General features: G+C 48.6%; 1 protein-coding gene. It reads right to left on the bottom strand.

Annotation, left to right across the window (positions count from 1 at the left end):
* Nucleotides 1-555: 555 nt before the first annotated feature.
* Nucleotides 556-759 (bottom strand): hypothetical protein, encoded by a 204-nt coding sequence (locus tag IR141_RS12620; RefSeq protein ID WP_135037786.1) that lies wholly within the window; start codon nt 757-759, stop codon nt 556-558.
* Nucleotides 760-802: the final 43 nt, after the last annotated feature.

The raw sequence follows: 802 nt of genomic DNA, 5'->3' as shown, positions 1-802 counted from the left end.
TTGGTGTACGTTCAGCTCCAATGCGGTTGCAGATTTTTTGTGCGAAGTGGAAAACGCATTCAGTTTTGCGCTTTGTTTTGCCGCTCCGCTTTCAAACCTTTCATGAGTCGGGCAATTGCTTGTTTTGGTTACCAATCATGTCTAAAGCATGATTGCCGATGCAGTTGTTACTATTAAGACAAGGAAGCGCGCCGCGCTTCGCGCTTTGCGCCGCTACGGCGCATACATCACAGACGCAGCCAACGCCGCCCAAAAAAGCGGAAACGGGGCGGTATTGGCGGCATTCGGGGCAGCAGCGGGTACTCATGGACACACCCCCCCGCTTCAATCCAAGATTGGCCGCCTAATTTGCAGGCCGGCAAAGCCAAATCGTGATGGATTTGGCCGGCAAACCCAAAACCATGCGGGCATGGGTTTGCAGGTTCGTTTTTTGTGAGCATGATTTTTCCGGCTTCGATTAGCTGCAGATCTCAACCGCCGCCGAAACGGGCGGGGTCGGGTTTGATTCTGTACGTTCTGTGCGCCATCTTAAAAACCCTATACGGCCTATGTGTTTTAAGCTGAAACATCATCGTATAAATAAATACGCTGCTCCTGCTTAACAGCATCTTTCAGGCTTTTGGCCGTTCTGGTCGGAAGTTCGCTATAAATTCCATCTTTTCCGGTTTTCCGAACCGCCAGCCTGCCTTTGTCATAGGTAGCAACTTCGCACAAAGTCGGACGGCCGGAGTTACCAATACGCACATAAATATTTCTCATCTCACGAATCCTTAAATAATCAATAAATTAATAAAATTATTAT

Source organism: Neisseria sp. 19428wB4_WF04 (genome assembly GCF_015235335.1).
Taxonomy (GTDB): domain Bacteria; phylum Pseudomonadota; class Gammaproteobacteria; order Burkholderiales; family Neisseriaceae; genus Neisseria; species Neisseria musculi.
This window is presented reverse-complemented; position numbering and strand designations above follow the sequence as displayed.